Origin of the sequence: Pseudomonas sp. OVF7 (assembly GCF_030644265.1) — a bacterium.
GTDB classification, from domain to species: domain Bacteria; phylum Pseudomonadota; class Gammaproteobacteria; order Pseudomonadales; family Pseudomonadaceae; genus Aquipseudomonas; species Aquipseudomonas gorinensis.
The window spans coordinates 2,791,878-2,809,406 of sequence record NZ_CP128996.1; the positions used below are offsets into that span (position 1 = coordinate 2,791,878).

At 54.7% G+C, this 17,529-nt stretch carries 12 protein-coding genes and 6 pseudogenes; 13 read left to right on the plus strand and 5 right to left on the minus strand.

Features of this window, described 5'->3' with window-relative positions; all coding sequences use genetic code 11:
• The first annotated feature begins 236 nt into the window (after window positions 1–236).
• The 11 genes and pseudogenes from QU606_RS12825 to QU606_RS12875 all read left to right on the plus strand — a co-directional run.
• The gene (locus QU606_RS12825) at window positions 237–1,223 is read left to right on the plus strand and encodes a 2Fe-2S iron-sulfur cluster-binding protein (protein ID WP_134939499.1); all 987 of its coding nucleotides are present in this window, start codon (window positions 237–239) and stop codon (window positions 1,221–1,223) included.
• Window positions 1,224–1,350: 127 nt separating this feature from the next.
• Entirely contained in the window at window positions 1,351–1,677 is a 327-nt protein-coding gene (locus tag QU606_RS12830) for a non-heme iron oxygenase ferredoxin subunit (RefSeq protein ID WP_134939500.1), read from the plus strand.
• Between the two features lie 52 nt (window positions 1,678–1,729).
• Entirely contained in the window at window positions 1,730–3,079 is a 1,350-nt protein-coding gene (ndoB, locus tag QU606_RS12835; RefSeq protein ID WP_134939501.1) for a naphthalene 1,2-dioxygenase system large oxygenase NdoB, read from the plus strand.
• Between the two features lie 15 nt (window positions 3,080–3,094).
• Window positions 3,095–3,676 (plus strand): aromatic-ring-hydroxylating dioxygenase subunit beta, encoded by a 582-nt coding sequence (locus QU606_RS12840; RefSeq protein WP_134939502.1) that lies wholly within the window; start codon window positions 3,095–3,097, stop codon window positions 3,674–3,676.
• 69 nt (window positions 3,677–3,745) lie between these two features.
• A complete protein-coding gene (gene hcaB, locus QU606_RS12845) occupies window positions 3,746–4,525 on the plus strand; it encodes a 3-(cis-5,6-dihydroxycyclohexa-1,3-dien-1-yl)propanoate dehydrogenase (RefSeq protein WP_134939503.1) in 780 nt (259 codons plus the stop codon).
• 46 nt (window positions 4,526–4,571) lie between these two features.
• On the plus strand, window positions 4,572–6,023 hold the full coding sequence (locus tag QU606_RS12850) for an aldehyde dehydrogenase (protein WP_134939504.1): 1,452 nt from the start codon (window positions 4,572–4,574) through the stop codon (window positions 6,021–6,023).
• A gap of 27 nt (window positions 6,024–6,050) precedes the next feature.
• Complete coding sequence (nahC, locus tag QU606_RS12855) at window positions 6,051–6,959, plus strand: 1,2-dihydroxynaphthalene dioxygenase (protein WP_304998426.1); 909 nt, start codon at window positions 6,051–6,053, stop codon at window positions 6,957–6,959.
• Between the two features lie 72 nt (window positions 6,960–7,031).
• A pseudogene (locus QU606_RS12860) lies at window positions 7,032–7,667 on the plus strand (OmpW family protein).
• 45 nt (window positions 7,668–7,712) lie between these two features.
• Window positions 7,713–8,717 (plus strand): dihydrodipicolinate synthase family protein, encoded by a 1,005-nt coding sequence (locus QU606_RS12865; RefSeq protein ID WP_134939507.1) that lies wholly within the window; start codon window positions 7,713–7,715, stop codon window positions 8,715–8,717.
• A 204-nt stretch (window positions 8,718–8,921) separates the two neighbouring features.
• Window positions 8,922–9,524 (plus strand): 2-hydroxychromene-2-carboxylate isomerase, encoded by a 603-nt coding sequence (locus QU606_RS12870; protein ID WP_134939508.1) that lies wholly within the window; start codon window positions 8,922–8,924, stop codon window positions 9,522–9,524.
• A gap of 17 nt (window positions 9,525–9,541) precedes the next feature.
• Window positions 9,542–9,731: pseudogene (locus QU606_RS12875) on the plus strand (hypothetical protein); the annotation flags it as partial.
• A gap of 159 nt (window positions 9,732–9,890) precedes the next feature.
• Here the strand turns inward: QU606_RS12875 and QU606_RS12880 are convergent.
• The 4 pseudogenes from QU606_RS12880 to QU606_RS12895 all read right to left on the minus strand — a co-directional run.
• Window positions 9,891–10,010, minus strand: a pseudogene (locus QU606_RS12880) (type II toxin-antitoxin system RelE/ParE family toxin); the annotation flags it as partial.
• A 65-nt stretch (window positions 10,011–10,075) separates the two neighbouring features.
• Window positions 10,076–11,262 (minus strand): annotated as a pseudogene (locus tag QU606_RS12885) (IS256 family transposase); the annotation flags it as partial.
• A 109-nt stretch (window positions 11,263–11,371) separates the two neighbouring features.
• Window positions 11,372–11,542, minus strand: a pseudogene (locus QU606_RS32930) (type II toxin-antitoxin system RelE/ParE family toxin); the annotation flags it as partial.
• Window positions 11,542–11,815: pseudogene (locus tag QU606_RS12895) on the minus strand (CopG family ribbon-helix-helix protein). The pseudogenes QU606_RS32930 and QU606_RS12895, both read right to left, overlap by 1 nt.
• 254 nt (window positions 11,816–12,069) lie before the next feature.
• On the opposite strand from QU606_RS12895, the gene QU606_RS12900 reads away from it, so the two are divergent.
• Window positions 12,070–12,630: a recombinase family protein gene (locus QU606_RS12900; RefSeq protein WP_134939510.1), complete on the plus strand. Its 561-nt coding sequence runs from the start codon at window positions 12,070–12,072 to the stop codon at window positions 12,628–12,630.
• A gap of 3 nt (window positions 12,631–12,633) precedes the next feature.
• Window positions 12,634–15,600, plus strand: a complete 2,967-nt coding sequence (locus QU606_RS12905; RefSeq protein ID WP_304998427.1) for a Tn3 family transposase — start codon at window positions 12,634–12,636, stop codon at window positions 15,598–15,600.
• On the opposite strand, the gene QU606_RS12910 is transcribed toward QU606_RS12905, so the two are convergent.
• The gene (locus tag QU606_RS12910; protein ID WP_304998428.1) at window positions 15,597–17,528 is read right to left on the minus strand and encodes a hypothetical protein; all 1,932 of its coding nucleotides are present in this window, start codon (window positions 17,526–17,528) and stop codon (window positions 15,597–15,599) included. The genes QU606_RS12905 and QU606_RS12910 overlap by 4 nt on opposite strands.
• Window position 17,529 lies beyond the last annotated feature (1 nt).

The following is a 17,529-nucleotide window of genomic DNA, read 5'->3' on the forward strand; positions in this document are numbered from 1 at the left end:
CGTCCATGTATGTGCGGGGGGCGGCAGGTAACTGCCGTCCCTACCGCGACCTGGTTACCTGCCTTTCAGAGCGCTCGTTCCACCAGAAAAAAGCGCCATCTCATGCCATTTCATGAGAACGATCCAAGCACCATTATTCACAGCGGTAATACTAATATTCATTTATGCTTTATTGACATATAGGAGTTGGTCTATGAGGATGGTGGACACAAAACCTATAATGACGAATCAGAGCTATGGAACTTCTCGTACAACCGAACAACCGCCGCCTGCCATTTGAGTCCGGTGCTAACCTTTTGGAAGTACTCCGTGAGCACGGTGTGGGTATTTCCTATAGCTGCATGTCTGGACGTTGTGGTACATGCCGCTGCCGAATTACAGATGGCAGCGTCATCAGTTCAGCGGCGGAAAGTGGTGACTCAAACCTCGTCGACGAACATTATGTGCTCGCCTGCCAGTCAGTACTCACGAGCAATTGCGCAATTGAAATCGTAGAAGCTGACGACATAGTCACCCACCCGGCGCGAGTCATCAAAGGCATGGTTGTCGCCATCGAGTCACCCACTCACGATATCCGCCGCATCCGCATCCGCCTTGCCAAGCCATTCGAGTTCTCACCCGGACAGTATGCGATGCTGCAGTTCAGTCCCGAGCATGCGCGTCCTTATTCCATGGCAGGTCTGCCAGATGACCAAGAAATGGAGTTTCACATACGAAAAGTGCCGGGTGGGCGTGTTACAGACTATATTTTCGAGCACCTTCGCGAAGGTACAAACGTCAAGTTGAGCGGGCCTCTCGGCACGGCATATCTGCGTCAGGCCCATACCGGGCCAATGCTGTGTGTGGGCGGCGGGACTGGACTCGCGCCGGTACTGTCGATTGTCCGCGGGGCGCTGAAGTCTGGTATGACGAACCCTATCCACCTATATTTCGGGGTGCGCAGTCAGCAAGACCTTTACGACGTAGACAGATTGTACGACCTCGCCGCTATGCACCCTCAACTCAAAATCCATACAGTGATCGCAACTGGCCCAATTAATCAGGACCAGCGAGCAGGCCTAATTACTGATTTGATCGAAAAAGACATTCCTTCGCTGGCTGGGTGGAGAGCCTATCTATGCGGCGCACCAGCGATGGTTGAAGCGCTTTGCGGCGTCGTGAAAGGCCTTGGAATATCGTCTGAACATATTTATGCCGATGCCTTCTACTCCAGTGGGGTTTGAATTACCCCACCGCCCCTGCATCTCTGTGCATCGAGAATCCCTCAACAAGAAAAACAGCTGCGTCTGATTATTTACGACAGTGGAATGATCTCTGAATCCATAATTTACCCAATTTGAAGATAGCTTTATGACAAAAAGATGGATTGAAGCAGTAGCTCTTTCAGATATCCCTCAAGGGGACGTCCTCGGCGTGACAGTCGAGGGAAGGGAGTTGGCGTTGTATGAAGTGGAGGGCGAAATTTACGCTACCGACAATCTATGCACACATGGCGCCGCCCGCATGAGTGACGGTTTTCTCGAAGGCAGAGAAATCGAATGTCCCTTGCATCAAGGTCGGTTTGATGTATGCACAGGCAGAGCCCTGTGCGCTCCACTGACACAGAATATCAAAACATATCCTGTAAAGATTGAAAACATGCGAGTAATGCTTGATTTGAGCTGTGAGTTTAAATAGGAGGCACCCCGGACCCTAGAGCGTACCCCCATTCCATCTTTTAGGTGAAAGCATGAATTACAAAAATAAAAACTTGGTAAGTGAATCTGCGCTGACTCAAAAACACTTGATTCATGGCGACGAAGAGCTTTTCCAACACGAGCTGAAAACCATTTTTGCGCGTAACTGGCTTTTCCTCACCCATGACAGTCTGATTCCTTCCCCTGGCGACTATGTAACCGCAAAAATGGGAATTGATGAAGTCATAGTCTCCCGGCAGAACGACGGTTCGATCCGTGCATTTCTTAATGTTTGTCGTCACCGTGGTAAAACGCTAGTGAACGCTGAAGCCGGTAATGCCAAAGGTTTCGTTTGCAGCTATCACGGCTGGGGCTTCGGATCCAACGGTGAGCTACAGAGCGTCCCGTTTGAAAAAGAACTGTATGGCGAGTCGCTCAACAAAAAATGTATGGGATTGAAAGAAGTCGCTCGTGTAGAGAGCTTCCATGGCTTCATTTATGGTTGCTTCGATCAGGAGGCACCACCGCTTATGGACTACCTAGGTGATGCAGCCTGGTACCTAGAGCCCATTTTCAAGCATTCTGGTGGTTTAGAACTGATCGGTCCCCCAGGAAAGGTAATCATCAAGGCCAACTGGAAAGCACCCGCAGAAAACTTTGTGGGGGATGCATACCACGTGGGTTGGACTCATGCGTCTTCGCTTCGCTCGGGTCAGTCAATCTTCTCTTCGTTAGCAGGCAACGCAGTGCTGCCCCCTGAAGGCGCAGGCCTGCAAATGACCTCTAAATATGGCAGTGGCATGGGTGTGTTATGGGACGGATATTCAGGTGTGCATAGCTCAGACTTGGTCCCGGACTTAATGGCATTCGGCGGTGCTAAACAGGAAAGGTTGAACAAAGAAATTGGCGACGTTCGCGCGCGGATTTATCGCAGCCACCTCAACGGCACTGTTTTCCCGAACAATAGCTTTCTGACATGCTCGGGTGTCTTCAAGGTATGGAACCCCATCGACGCGAATACTACTGAAGTATGGACCTACGCCATGGTCGAAAAAGACATGCCTGAAGATCTCAAGCGACGCTTGGCCGACGCGGTTCAGAGAACGTTCGGGCCTGCGGGTTTCTGGGAAAGCGATGACAATGACAATATGGAAACTGAATCGCAAAACGCCAAAAAATATCAATCCCGAGATAGCGATCTTATTTCTAACTTGGGTTTCGGCGGGGACGTATATGGTGACACGGCCTATCCTGGCGTCGTAGGAAAATCTGCTATTGGCGAGACCAGTTATCGTGGATTCTATCGGGCTTACGGCGCACATATCAGTAGCTCCAGCTGGGCTGAATTCGAGGATGCTTCTAGTAATTGGCATACCGAGCTGACAAAGACTAATGATCGCTAACAGCCGAGAGGGATTATGATGATCAATATCCAAGAAGACAAGCTTGTCTCCGCCCATGACGCTGAAGAGTTTCTTCGTTTCTTCAATTCCCGCGATATTGCTTTGCAACAAGAAGCCGCCATGGTGCTGACCCGGGAAGCGCATCTGTTGGACATTCAGGCTTACCGGGCCTGGCTCAAACACTGTGTGGACTCAGAGGTGCAATATCAGGTTGTCTCACGCGAACTGCGCGCAGCTTCCGAACGCCGTTATCGGCTCAATGACACCATGAACATTTTCAATGAGAACTATCAACAACTGATGGTTCGAGTCGAGCATCAACTAGATCCGCAAAACTGGGGAAACAGCCCAAAGTTACGCTTTACTCGGTTTATCACCAATCTCCAGGCCGCAATGGATGAGGATGAAGATGTACTTCACATCCGCTCCAATCTGATTCTTCAACGAGCACGACGCGGCAATCAAGTCGATGTCTTCTACGCCACACGGGAAGACAAATGGAAGCGCGGCGAAGATGGCGTGCGCAAACTGGTCCGGCGATGGGTGGATTATCCTGAGCGCATTCTTCAAACGCACAATCTAATGGTCTTTCTGTGACCCAATGATCGTTTCTAAAAATGGTGGACACCACAAGCGCCCACCATTCTCAAAAGGACATTTGTGTGTATGAGCAATCAACAAGTCGTTTCGATAACCGGTGCTGGCTCAGGAATTGGTCTCGAACTGGTTCGATCCTTTAAATCGGCCGGTTATTATGTATCCGCCCTAGTGCGAAACGAAGAGCAAAAGGCAAGCCTTTTCAACGAGTTCAAGGACACACTCGAGATTGTCGTGGGTGATGTACGGGACCACGCAACAAATGAAAAGCTGATAAAGCAAACAATCGATAGGTTTGGCCATCTCGACTGCTTCATTGCAAATGCAGGTATTTGGGATTACATGCTCAGCATCGAAGAACCTTGGGAGAAAATATCGAGCAGTTTTGACGAGGTATTCGACATCAATGTCAAGAGCTATTTCAGCGGTATAAGAGCGGCCCTGCTAGAACTAAAAAAAACTAACGGATCAGTGGTGATGACCGCCTCTGTGTCTTCCCATGCGGTCGGTGGTGGTGGTTCTTGCTACATCGCCAGCAAGCATGCGGTCCTGGGAATGATGAAGGCTTTGGCTTACGAATTAGCCCCTCATATTCGGGTCAACGCCGTTGCACCAGGCGGCACCGTAACATCTCTAAGCGGTCCTGCGAGCGCCGGCTTCGAAAAAACACACATGAACAACATGCCCGGTATCGAAGACATGATCAAGGGCCTAACACCCCTGGGATTTGCAGCCAAGGCCGAAGACGTAGTGGCACCCTATTTGTTGTTGGCATCGCGAGATCACGGAAAATTCATTACAGGTACAGTAATTAGCATTGATGGTGGGATGGCGCTCGGTCGCAAGTAGGTTTGTGCGTACCTTAAAATTATAACTACATTTCTGGTCAAACCGAATGAATACAAAATTGTTTATCAACAACGTCTGGATCAATTCCAGTGACCAACAGACCTTCGATCGAAAGCACCCAGTCAGTGGTGAGGTGATGACGGAGTGTGCAAACGCCACGGTGACGGATGCGTTAAAAGCCGCCCAAGCTGCCCAAGAGGCGTTCCAGACATGGAAGAATGTCGGACCTTCGGAGCGACGCCGTGTTCTGCTTAGAGTCGCTGAGGTTATGGAAAGTAAAACACCTGAGTTTGTCGAAGTGATGGCCAGGGAGGTTGGAGCCTCCGCTCTTTGGGCTGGCTTCAATGTCCAGATGTCAGCCAATGTGTTCCGCGAAGCGGCATCGCTAGCTACACAAATACAGGGAGAAACTATCCCGACGGACAAACCCGACACGCTTTCTATGACTTTACGTCAACCGGTTGGACCGATCCTGAGCATCGTGCCATGGAACGGCACGGCCGTGTTGGCGGCACGAGCTATAGCTTATCCGCTGGTCTGCGGCAACACTGTGGTGCTCAAAGGTTCTGAGTTTAGTCCCGCAACGCATGCCCTGATTACTCAGTGCGTGCAGGAAGCTGGGCTGCCTGCAGGAGCTCTCAACTACATCAACTCTTCGCCTGATCGCTCGCCGGAGATCGCCGACGCATTAATCGCCGCCAAGGAGATCCGACGCATCAACTTCACTGGCTCCACCCGCGTCGGTAGCATTATCGCGCAGAAAGCCGCACAACATCTCAAGCGCTGTCTGCTAGAGCTAGGCGGTAAGTCCCCGCTTATTATTCTGGATGACGCGGACATTGGAGCCGCAGTCAACGCCGCGGTGTTCGGTAGCTTTCTGTTCCAAGGTCAGATATGTATGTCCACTGAGCGTTTAGTGGTTGATGAAAAGATCGCCGATGAATTTGTCGCAAAATTCGCCGAAAAGACCAAGCATTTGAGCGCGGGCGACCCATGCGTGACTGGCGACTGCATTATAGGCCCGATGGTCTCGTCAAACTCAGGCGAGCGGATCAATGGTTTACTCAAAGACGCGATTGACAAAGGCGCCAAAATTGTCTGCGGAGGTGTGGCCAAAGGTGCGGTTATGCCAGCCACGATACTTGATCACGTCAATTCTGACATGAGGATCTACGATGAGGAGACTTTCGGCCCCATCACTGTGGTGATCCGTTGCAAAGGCGAAGCAGAAGCTATTCGCATTGCCAACGACAGCGCCTATGGTCTGTCGTCAGGCGTATTTGGCCACGACATTAACCGCGCATTGCGCGTGGGCATGTCCATAGAATATGGCTGTGTCCACATTAACGGATCGACAGTCCAGAGTGAAGCACAGGCTCCTTATGGGGGCACCAAGAATACCGGCTACGGTCGATTTGACGGCCGTGCGGTGCTCGACGAGTTCACAGAACTCAAGTGGCTAACTATCGAGCCTATCAAGCAGCAGTATCCCTTTTAATCAGTACTAACTTCAAGGACTCAAACTATGAGTGAGAAAGCTGGCGTTATTGAGCTCGGATACATGGGTATCTCGGTCAAAGACCCTGATGCGTGGAAATCATTCGCTACTAATATGTTGGGCCTGCAAGTACTAGATGAAGGTGAAAAGGACCGCTTTTATCTGAGGATGGATTACTGGCATCATCGCATCATAGTCCATAATAATGGACAGGACGACTTGGAGTACCTAGGTTGGCGTGTTTCCGGTAAGCCGGAGTTTGAAGCTCTGGGTCAAAAGCTTATTGATGCCGGTTACAATGTCCGCGTCTGCGACAAAGCCGAGGCTCAGGAGCGTATGGTGCTGGGTCTAATGAAAACAGAAGATCCAGGCGGGAATCCAACCGAAATATTCTGGGGGCCGCGAATCGACATGAGCAATCCGTTTCATCCCGGTCGCCCTCTGCACGGCAAGTTTCTGACTGGTGAACAAGGCTTGGGTCATTGCATTGTTCGCCAAACAGATGTTGCAGCGGCACATAAGTTCTATAGTCTACTGGGCTTCCGTGGGGACGTCGAATATCGTCTTCCACTGCCCAATGGTATGACTGCGGAGCTTTCGTTCATGCACTGTAACGCACGTGATCACTCCATTGCATTTGGTGCCATGCCCTCTACTAAGCGACTCAATCACTTGATGATCGAGTACACCCACATGGAAGACTTGGGATATACCCACCAGCAGTTTGTGAAAAACGAGATTGACATCGCGTTGCAACTTGGCATTCATGCCAACGACAAAGCGTTGACGTTCTATGGTGCAACACCTTCCGGCTGGCTTATTGAGCCCGGCTGGCGCGGCGCTACGTCCATCGACCAATCTGAGTATCACGTTGGGGACATATTCGGACATGAGGTCGAGGCAGCTGGATATGGGTTGGATGTGAAGCTTAGTTGAGATATTGAATAATAGGTATACACCTTGCGTTTCTTTATTAAATAAAAATAATAAATAATATGGAAGAAGTCGATGTTAACAAAAAGGTTTTTCCTCGCTTGTTTAGCAGTGTCTTCGCTCAGCACAGCATGGGCCGATGAGTCGCCTTGGACATACCGTGTAGGAGTGACTAATGTCGCCTTCGATGCAAGCGCCAAAGTTTACTTGGATGGGCACAGGGTGCCAGGAGGAAGTGCTGATGCAAGCGATAACAACGCGCTCACCTTTGACATCGGATACGACATCACCGACCTGTGGAATGTACGTTTTATTTTTGGTGTTCCGCCCACAACCAAAGTTACAGGCGCAGGCTCTCTTCCAGGCATGCAGTTGGGAAAGATTAAATATGCACCAGCTGTATTGACTTTGAACTTTAATCTACCTTCTTTAGGTCCAATTCGCCCTCACATCGGCGCAGGAGTAAATTATACGCGAATTGTGGCGAGTGAGGATACTAATCTCAAATCGTTCGATGCAGACCACGCATGGGCCCCCGCGCTGCAAGTTGGTGCTGATATTGACGTAACTAATAACTGATTCGTTAGCATCGATATCCGAAAATTGTTCCTAAAAACCGACGCTTCTGGGTACTTGGGGCCCCAAGAGGCAAAAGCTAAGGTAACTCTAGATCCATTGCTGACGTCGCTCGCTATCGGATACAGATTCTGAATAGGTTAACTCTAGATTTTTCACCTAATTGAGGAGTATATTTCTATGTCGAATAAAACTATTAAGCCAGCGCGTATTACTGCTGATGAGATACACGGTGTCTGGGCTATTATGCCAACGCCGGCCACTCCCGATGCTTCGAACTGGCGTAGTGCTAATACAGTTGATGTAAAGGAGACTGCCCGCATAGTTGAAGAGTTGATTGCCGCAGGCGTCAACGGAATTTTGAGTATGGGCACTTTCGGGGAGTGTGCAACATTAACTTGGGAGGAGAAATGTAATTATGTTTCGACCATTGTCGAAACCGTTCGTGGTCGCGTGCCTTATTTTTGTGGAACCACGGCATTGAATACCCGTGAAGTTATCCGCCAGACTCGTGAGCTTATGGATATTGGGGCAAGCGGCACCATGCTCGGTGTTCCTATGTGGGTGAAAATGGATCTACCTACAGCGGTCCAATTCTATCGTGACGTTGCAGAGGCGGTTCCAGACGCTGCCATTGCGATTTACGCCAACCCAGAGGCCTTCAAGTTCGACTTTCCTCGCGCGTTCTGGGCGGAAATGTCAAAAATTCCGCAGGTAGTAACTGCCAAGTATCTAGGTATCGGAATGCTTGACTTGGACCTAACACTTGCTCCCAACATACGTTTCCTTCCACACGAAGACGACTATTACGCGGCCGCACGCATCAATCCCGAGCGGGTGACCGCGTTTTGGTCAAGCGGCTCTATGTGCGGCCCCGCCACCGCCATCAGGTTGCGTGACGTAGTGGAGCAGGCCAAGAACACCGGTGACTGGGTCAAAGCCAAAGACATCTCCGATGATATGCGGGCAGCCGATTCGACATTGTTTCCGCGTGGCGACTTTTCGGAGTTCTCGAAATACAATATCGGACTTGAAAAAGCACGCATGGATGCCGCTGGCTGGCTCACGGCGGGGCCCTGCCGTCCACCCTACAACCTTGTTCCAGAAGACTACATCACTGGCGCACAAAAGTCAGGCAAGGCTTGGGCTGCGCTGCACACTAAATATAGTAAGGAGTTGAAATAGCTCACCTTCTCAGGAAATAAGCGAGATATAGAGAATTTCTTGCTATAGGAATCGCCAGATCAACAGGTTAGTTGATCTGGCAGTAACCAAAGTATAGGCGAGTGCTGATCTTTATGAGCATTGGATGCGGGAAAACGGGGATGCCCCCCGTGATGAGAATACCCTATTATTGCAGGGTTTTTATTGTATTTGGAGTTTTTAATTGTGATTATTGATTTCTATTTCGATTTTTTGAGCCCTTTCTCGTACTTAGCTAACCATCGGTTGGCAAAGCTAGCGCAAGAATATAGCTTTTCCATTCGATATCATTCGATTGATTTGGCGCGGGCCAAAATAGCCATTGGCAATGTTGGACCCTCTAATCGCGACCTTAAAGTCAAATTGGACTATTTGACGGTTGATTTGCAACGGTGGGCCGAGCTTTATGGAATACCACTTGTGTTTCCAGCTAACTATAACAGTCGAAAGATGAATGTTGGAGTGTATTACCCAAGTGACCTGGGGGAGACTGCCGCCTACGTGAATATAGTGTTCAATGCGGTTTGGGGGGAAGGCATGGCTCCAGATTCGGAAAGCCTGGTTACCCTAGTATCCGGGAAGTTAGCCTGGGATCGCATCGCATTCGAGAAATTTCTCACCAGCCACATTGCAGTAGGTAGATACGACGAGCAAACGGAGGCAGCCATCGAGCGTAAAGTTTTCGGTGTACCTACGATTTTTTTTGGCGACGAAATGTGGTGGGGGAATGACCGCTTATTTATGCTCGAGAATGCACTCGCGTGCGCCTTTGATACGGAGAGTAACTAAGGAAACTCGCGGTTTAACATCCCTTCCCCGTAGTCAAGAGCCAGTTTGGCTACACAAAAGTACACTTTTGTGGTTTGTCGAAAAAACATCGCACAGCGTACGACTTTATTTGCTTTGTCGAACCTGTGGATGGTGCGAAAACGCTTGTTGATTGCGTGGGGAAGTGCACCTGTAATGCGGGCTGATCGCCCTGAAGTACAGCGATGAGAGAAAAACAGCATGAATTAAGATAGGAAAGGTCTCTTTTCGAGCGACTTAGTCAGGCAGCAGAAGGTATCAAAAATCGGTGGATACTTCAGGCCTTCCCTAAGGTTTTTAGATCGGTCTTAGCCAAGCGCAAACGTCAGTTGCGCTGCTTTCACAATTCTATCGATCCTCGCGGGAGTGCCACAGGCACAGCAGATAGATGGTGGAATTCACTATCTCGTAACGCATCTCGTACTGGCCGATCTGATTTCGACTCACATCCCTCGGCTCAAATTCTTGATCGGGTCCCAGGAAGTGGTGTAACTCATCATGGCTCTGGCCATTGAATTCGCCGCTTCGTTGATCACGGCCGACAGTTTGGCCTGTGGATTATCGCTGACGAATTCAAATGCCTCCAACTGCATATAGCGCCGTTGCAGGCAGCACTCGTCGTTCTTCTCCAGCAGCATCGCCCCTACCAGCCGCGTGATTGTAGGGTCGTTGGGAAAGATGCCCACGACATCGGTGCGACGTTTGATCTCAACATTGAGCCGCTCCAGCGGGTTCGTGCTGTGCAATTGCTGTCGATGCGCTTTGGGAAACTCCATGTGCGCCAGGACTTCATCCTCGCAGCCGTCCATGAGCGTCGCGATTTTCGGGTACTTTTAGCGCAGTTGGTGAGCAACCAGGCGCCACTGCTGGTGGCATTCAGCGCGGCTGTCTTGGGCGAAGACCGTGCGCAGAAGCGCCGCCACCATGGTGCGCTGGCCCTTGCCGACATGGGCCATGGCGTTGCGCATGAAATGCACGCGGTAGCGCTGCCAGGTCGCGTTGAAGACCTTGGAAACTGCTGCCTTGAGCCCTTCGTGGGCGTCGGTGATGATCAGCTTCACGCCACGCAGTCCGCGCCGCATCAGGCTTCGCAGGAAATCCGTCCTGAACGGCTCTGCTTCTGAAGGGCCAACGCGCATGCCCAAGACTTCCCGACCACCATCAGTATTTACCGCCACGGCGATTATGACGGCGACCGACACGATACGCCTGGCCTCCCGCACCTTGACGTAAGTGGCGTCGATCCAAAGGTAAGGCCAATCGCCTTCCAGTGGGCGGTCAAGGAAGGCGTGGACACGTTCATCGATCTCGCCAGCCAGCCGTGACACCTGGCTCTTGGAGATGCCCGTCATGCCCATGGCTTTGACCAGCTCGTCCATTGAGCGCGTTGAAACACCTTGAATGTAGGCTTCCTGGATCACCGCTGCCATCGCCTTCTCGGCGGTACGTCGAGGTTCAAGAAAGCCAGGAAAGTAGCTGCCTTGCCGTAATTTCGGGATCTTCAGGTCAACGTCACCGGCGCGGGTTTGCCAGAGGCGATCACGGTAGCCGTTGCGGCTATTCGTCCGGTCTGGGCTTTTGACATCGAAACCGGCGCCGCACATGCCTTCGACATCGAACTCCATCATGCACTGGGCAACGAACTGGATCATTGCTTGAGCAGATCGGCGTCTGCCCCTTTCTCAACCAACTCGGTCATTGCGATAGTGGGCTTGGTCATCGTGGTTTCCTTGGTGAGTGTTAGGTCTTCGCCAAGAACCACGATGGCCATCCTCTTTCGCCCGCAGGGCGCCTTCGGCTGGTTCAGTTACACCACTTCCTGGGACACGATCAAATCCTTCCAGGCGCTCGCCGATGCCCGGGCTGGCCAACAGCGTATTCGGCGCTGCTGTGAGTTGCTGTAGGGCTCGTGCAGCGGCAGGTTGATTCACCGCTGCCAGAAACTCGTACAGCCGTGCAATGTCGGACAGCGCCTTGCTTCTTGTCCACTTCAATTCCATCAGCGCGGTACCGGCAACGGTGTGTCGGTGCTAAGGCTATCAGCCCAGGCCTGCACGGCGTGGTGGTCAATTACTCAGACAGCATCAACATCAGCTAAGGCTTCGCGGGTCAGGCGACTACGTTCCACTTCCTGGTCGATCCAAGCGGACAGAGCCTGTTTGACGATCCAGTTTTTTGGAGCGTTCCAGACGCTCTGCCATCAAATCGACCTTTTCGGCAAGTTGCACAAGGACGTGAGCCGTGACAAATCGGGTTTTTGCGGTAGTTGCCATGATGAGATACTCCTAATTGTGTATTGATTCAAAGTTAATCATAGTGATTAGTTATGCGTCGTCAAACGCCGTCAGGTTGGGCTATACCCTAACTGGATGTCAGGCAAGGCCGCACCGCGCCGTCAGAATAGAATCCGCATTCACATTCTTTGACACATGCTTGCCAAGGTCATAGATTTCAGCCTGACAAATTCAAGGCTTCGGGCGCAATGGAACCAAAAACCAACGTAAGCCCTACAGCCCATGGAGGCATCTTGCAGGGACAACGCATCGGTTATGTCCGGGTCAGCAGTTACGATCAGAATCCGGAACGGCAACTTGAGCAAGTCGAGGTCGGCAAGCTGTTCACCGACAAAGCCTCGGGCAAGGACACCCAGCGTCCCCAGCTGGAGGCCATGCTCGGCTTCGTCCGCGAGGGCGACACCGTTGTGGTGCACAGCATGGATCGCCTGGCCCGTAACCTCGATGACTTGCGACGCCTGGTGCAGAAGCTGACCCAGCGCGGCGTGCGTATCGAGTTCCTGAAAGAGGGCCTGGTGTTCACCGGCGATGACTCGCCGATGGCCAACCTGATGCTGTCGGTGATGGGGGCCTTCGCCGAGTTCGAGCGCGCCCTGATCCGTGAGCGGCAACGGGAGGGCATCGCCCTGGCCAAGCAGCGCGGCGCGTACCGGGGCCGCAAGAAGGCCCTGTCCGACGAGCAGGCTGCTACCCTGCGACAGCGGGCGTCGGCCGGCGAGCCCAAAGCGCAGCTTGCCCGCGAGTTCAACATCAGCCGGGAAACTCTCTACCAGTACCTACGCACGGACGATTGATACATGCCGCGTCGCTTGATCCTCTCGGCTACGGAGCGGGATACCCTGCTCGCGTTGCCGGAAAGCCAGGATGACCTGATCCGCTACTATACCTTCAACGACTCCGACCTGTCGCTGATCCGCCAGCGGCGCGGCGACGCCAACCGCCTGGGCTTCGCGGTGCAGCTCAGCCTGCTGCGATATCCAGGCTATGCGCTGGGCAGCGACAGCGAGTTGCCCGAGCCGGTCATCCAGTGGGTGGCCAAGCAAGTTCAGGCCGACCCAACGAGTTGGGCGAAATACGGCGAACGCGACGTGACTCGCCGCGAGCACGCCCAGGAACTGCGCACCTACCTACAACTGGCCCCGTTCGGCCTGTCCGACTTCCGCGCCCTGGTGCGCGAGCTGACCGAGTTGGCCCAGCAGACCGACAAGGGTTTGCTGCTGGCCGGCCAGGCGCTGGAGAGTCTGCGGCAGAAGCGGCGCATCCTGCCGGCGCTGAGCGTGATTGACCGGGCCTGCTCGGAAGCCATTGCGCGGGCCAATCGCCGGGTCTACCGCGCCCTGGTCGAACCACTCACGGACTCGCATCGGGCCAAGCTGGACGAGCTGTTGAAGCTCAAGGCCGGCAGTAGCATCACCTGGTTGACCTGGTTGCGGCAGGCCCCACTAAAACCGAACTCCCGGCACATGCTCGAACACATCGAGCGGCTGAAGACATTTCAGCTGGTGGATTTGCCCGAAGCTCTGGGCCGGCACATCCACCAGAACCGCCTGCTCAAGCTGGCCCGCGAGGGTGGGCAGATGACGCCCAAAGACCTCGGTAAGTTCGAGCCGCAGCGGCGCTACGCGACCCTGGCCGCCGTGGTGCTGGAGAGTACGGCGACCGTGATTGATGAGCTGGTCGATCTGCACGACCGCATCCTGGTCAAGCTGTTCAGCGGCGCGAAGCACAAGCATCAGCAGCAGTTCCAGAAGCAAGGCAAGGCGATCAACGACAAGGTGCGCCTGTACTCCAAGATCGGCCAGGCCCTGCTGGAGGCCAAGGAAAGCGGCAGCGATCCCTACGCCGCCATCGAGGCGGTGATTCCCTGGGACGAGTTCACCGAGAGCGTCAGCGAGGCCGAGCTGCTGGCCCGGCCGGAGGGCTTCGACCATCTGCACCTGGTTGGCGAGAACTTCGCCACCCTGCGCCGCTATACGCCGGCCTTGTTGGAGGTGCTGGAACTGCGCGCCGCCCCGGCTGCGCAAGGCGTGCTGGCGGCCGTGCAGACCCTGCGCGAGATGAACGCCGACAACCTGCGCAAGGTGCCGGCCGATGCGCCCACCGCCTTCATCAAGCCGCGCTGGAAGCCGCTAGTGATAACCCCGGAAGGCCTCGACCGGCGCTTCTACGAAATCTGCGCCCTGTCAGAGCTGAAGAACGCGCTGCGCTCCGGCGACATCTGGGTCAAGGGCTCGCGGCAGTTCCGCGACTTCGACGACTACCTGCTGCCGGCAGAGAGGTTCGCCGCGCTCAAGCATGCGCAGGCTCTGCCCCTGGCGATCAACCCGAACAGCAACCAGTACCTGGAAGAGCGCTTGCAGCTGCTGGACGAGCAGCTGGCCACCGTCACCCGCCTGGCCAAGGACAACGAGCTGCCCGATGCCATCCTCACCGAGTCGGGGCTGAAGATCACCCCACTGGATTCCGCGGTGCCCAATACCGCGCAGGCGCTGATCGACCAGACCAGCCAGTTGCTGCCGCGCATCAAGATCACCGAACTGCTGATGGACGTGGACGACTGGACGGGCTTCAGCCGCCACTTCACCCACCTGAAGGACGGTGCCGAGGCCAAAGACCGGACATTGCTGCTGTCAGCGATCCTGGGCGACGCGATCAACCTCGGGCTGACCAAGATGGCCGAGTCGAGCCCCGGCCTGACCTACGCCAAGCTGTCCTGGCTGCAAGCCTGGCACATCCGAGACGAAACCTACTCGGCGGCCCTAGCCGAGCTGGTCAACCACCAGTACCGTCATACCTTCGCCGCTCACTGGGGCGACGGCACGACCTCTTCTTCCGATGGCCAGCGCTTCCGGGCGGGCGGTCGGGGCGAAAGCACCGGGCACGTCAACCCGAAGTACGGCAGCGAGCCGGGGCGGCTGTTCTACACCCATATCTGCGACCAGTACGCACCGTTCAGCACCTGCGTGGTGAATGTCGGCGTGCGCGATTCCACCTATGTGCTCGACGGCTTGCTGTACCACGAGTCCGACCTACGGATTGAGGAGCACTACACCGACACGGCTGGCTTCACCGATCACGTCTTCGCCCTGATGCACCTGCTGGGCTTCCGCTTCGCACCGCGCATCCGCGACCTCGGCGAAACCAAGCTGTATGTTCCGAATAGCGTCCAGGACTACCCAACATTGCGCCCAATGGTTGGCGGCACCCTGAACATCAAGCATGTCCGCGCCCACTGGGACGACATCCTGCGCCTGGCCAGCTCGATCAAGCAGGGCACCGTCACTGCCTCGCTGATGCTGCGCAAGCTCGGCAGCTACCCGCGCCAGAACGGTCTGGCCGTGGCCTTGCGCGAACTGGGCCGGATTGAGCGCACACTGTTCATCCTCGACTGGCTGCAAAGCGTAGAGCTACGTCGCCGCGTGCATGCCGGACTGAACAAGGGCGAGGCGCGCAACTCCCTGGCCAGGGCGGTGTTCTTCAACCGCCTCGGCGAAATCAGGGATCGGAGCTTCGAGCAGCAGCGCTACCGGGCCAGCGGTCTCAACCTGGTGACGGCCGCCATCGTGCTGTGGAACACGGTGTACTTGGAACGCGCCACCCAGGCGATGGGCGAAGCGGGGAAGTCGGTGGATGGCGAGCTGCTGCAGTACCTGTCGCCGCTGGGATGGGAGCACATCAACCTGACCGGCGATTATGTCTGGCGGCAGAGCCGCAGGCTGGAGGACGGGAAGTTTCGGCCGCTAAGGCTGCCCGGAAAACCTTAGCGTACGATTTTTTCCGTTTTCTCTATTCGCCCCAAGTCGATCCCGGCGCCAGGAAATTCCTTGGCCAGTACGGCACCAAATGACACTCTGTCAGCACAGTGGTCTTGCTTGCAGACCTCAGCCGCGCCAGCGGTATACACGCGATACGTAGGAACGGCGCGACCGTCTTCGAGCGGCAGGAAGGGTGTCATGTTTGCCGCCGGCAGCACGTACCACTGGCTCTCCAGTTCAGCATCAGTCTGTACACGCCCCTTACGTGGGAAATCGACCTCGTAGTAGTCGCCGCTCTTTCCAGTGACGTGAATCATCATCGGCACAGCGGACTTTGAAGAGTTCGGGTCCTGCATTGCGATCGGCGATGGGAAGGTGACTTTGATGCCGGCCATCTGCGCCAGCGCTTCAGCCTCCCGACCTTCGAATTCCTTCATCCCGGATTTGAGTTGTTCGTAACGCGCCAAGACGCGTGTGTGCAGCTCAGCCATTTGCTGCTGCAGACGACGTACTTCTCTCAGGCGGATCTCCTCGCGACGCAGGGCGAAGTTATTGCCTTGGCGAGCATCGAAGTAAAACTCACCACGGTTCTCGCCCATACGCGTTTTGAGAATGCTGTCTTTGGTTTCCGACGCGTATCCCTCGGGGTAAAGGGCTTCGAAGTTCTTGGCGAAGAAGAGGTTCGACAGGCCGACGGTCGTTGGCGACGTTGCCTTCACCAGTTGGTAGACCTCAACCACAGCGCGCTTCAACTCAACCGCATCAAGCGCAAATGCCTCATCTGCAGTGATCACTACATAATACGGATCACTGGAGAACGGCGACAGAACACGGTAGTTGGGGCGCTCAAAGGCCAAATACACCTTCATGTTACGCGCAGGCAGTTCACCCACCTGAAAGAGTGCTTGGTCTGCCCGGCTATTCAGGAAAGAAAGCGCCTTGCCTTTCACCGCTTGGACCAGTGCCTGGTTGAACATCAGACCGCTTGGGTGCACGGTTGTTTTTGACCAGGTATCACCGCGATAGGTGTTCGGTACCGCCCAACGCAACTTGTCATAGGACCCCTCGGCATAGCCTGATGCAGTGCAAGGCATGGCGGGTGTCGACGCAAAGGACAGACTTGGATCGGACCCATCAGTTACCGACTTACTGATAACCCATTTGCATCCGCTTCCGTCGGTAATCCCCATCAGGTTCTGGTTGGCCAGCACCAATGAGCGACCGAAGTCACCAGTAGGAACGGCAGCAACAGCGGCCGGCGCTTCAGCTGGAGCGGCAGGCTTAGGGGCGGCGGCTGGAGTTGCCTCCACAGATACTGTGGCCACTGCAGCTACAGGGGCAACCGTCACAGGTACTTTAGCCACCGGCACCGGTTGCACTGGCACGGGTGAAGCCTCTGGTGCTGGTTGTGGTATCACAGGTGCCGTTACAGGCGCTGGGGCCGGTGCAGCAACCACAGGCGCTGCACCGGCAGGCTCAGTAGGCGCAGCGGCGGCTGGTAGTACAGATGCAGCCGCCACAGCTGCTGGTGGAGTAGGAGGAGAAGCCACGGGGGCTACCGAAACAGCGGGCGCGGCAGCGGCCGTAGCGGCAGTCGGTGAAGTCAGCGTGGCCAGGCCCAGATTGCTCGCATTGCCCGCGCCGGTGGCGTAAACCGCCCCCTTTGCGTCGACTGCTTTCCAGGTGACCTGGGCCGTCGGGCATTCCTGGCCGAGAATATACGGGAGCTTCGATAGAAGCGTGTTCAGCGGCTTCTGGTCATCCCAAGTTGGGCGCTGCATGGTGATGGCCACTTCTGGTTTGCACCAGGATGTCGCCTCACCATCAACGTTCACCTGGATCTGTTCTGTCTTCGAGTAGGCGAGCTGGTGAGCCCAGGCTTGCGGCGCGATGCCGCAAGCACCCACTACAACGAGAGCGAGTGCGCGGTTTTTCATG

Excerpts from the sequence above, each read along its gene's own strand:
- hcaB (WP_134939503.1), top strand. The coding sequence starts at position 3,746 with ATGAGCAATCAACAAGTCGTTTCGATAACCGGTGCTGGCTCAGGAATT.
- QU606_RS12840 (WP_134939502.1), top strand. The coding sequence starts at position 3,095 with ATGATGATCAATATCCAAGAAGACAAGCTTGTCTCCGCCCATGACGCT.
- QU606_RS12865 (WP_134939507.1), top strand. The coding sequence starts at position 7,713 with ATGTCGAATAAAACTATTAAGCCAGCGCGTATTACTGCTGATGAGATA.
- QU606_RS12830 (WP_134939500.1), top strand. The coding sequence starts at position 1,351 with ATGACAAAAAGATGGATTGAAGCAGTAGCTCTTTCAGATATCCCTCAA.
- QU606_RS12850 (WP_134939504.1), top strand. The coding sequence starts at position 4,572 with ATGAATACAAAATTGTTTATCAACAACGTCTGGATCAATTCCAGTGAC.
- QU606_RS12910 (WP_304998428.1), bottom strand. The coding sequence starts at position 17,528 with ATGAAAAACCGCGCACTCGCTCTCGTTGTAGTGGGTGCTTGCGGCATC.
- QU606_RS12825 (WP_134939499.1), top strand. The coding sequence starts at position 237 with ATGGAACTTCTCGTACAACCGAACAACCGCCGCCTGCCATTTGAGTCC.
- nahC (WP_304998426.1), top strand. The coding sequence starts at position 6,051 with ATGAGTGAGAAAGCTGGCGTTATTGAGCTCGGATACATGGGTATCTCG.
- QU606_RS12905 (WP_304998427.1), top strand. The coding sequence starts at position 12,634 with ATGCCGCGTCGCTTGATCCTCTCGGCTACGGAGCGGGATACCCTGCTC.
- ndoB (WP_134939501.1), top strand. The coding sequence starts at position 1,730 with ATGAATTACAAAAATAAAAACTTGGTAAGTGAATCTGCGCTGACTCAA.